This is a genomic window from Pseudomonas sp. SIMBA_067 (assembly GCF_046534675.1).
Lineage (GTDB): Bacteria > Pseudomonadota > Gammaproteobacteria > Pseudomonadales > Pseudomonadaceae > Aquipseudomonas > Aquipseudomonas putida.
Genome location: NZ_JAWRYH010001150.1, coordinates 1 through 243 on the forward strand (window position 1 = coordinate 1; position 243 = coordinate 243).

At 67.9% G+C, this 243-nt stretch carries 1 protein-coding gene; it reads right to left on the reverse strand.

Going from position 1 to position 243, the window contains the following annotated elements; genetic code table 11:
• On the reverse strand, positions 1 to 243 hold a 243-nt coding region (locus SB765_RS32905), incomplete at both ends, for a HAMP domain-containing protein (protein ID WP_410932931.1).

A 243-nucleotide genomic window follows, 5' to 3' on the forward strand; every position in this document is an offset into this window, starting at 1 on the left:
CTTCGGCCGCCGAGGCCAGCTGGGTCGCAGAGCCAGCGATCAGCTGCAGGGTATCGCGCAGCTTGTCCTGCATGCGGGCCATGGCGCGCAGCAAACGGGCGGCTTCGTCGGTGCCTTCGGCGCGGATGACGTGGGTCAGGTCACCGTCGGCGACTTGCTCGGCGCACTTGAGCGCCTCTTCGATCGGTTTGACGATGCTGCGGGTCAGCAGGAAGGCGCAGGCGAAAGTCAGCACGGTGGCGG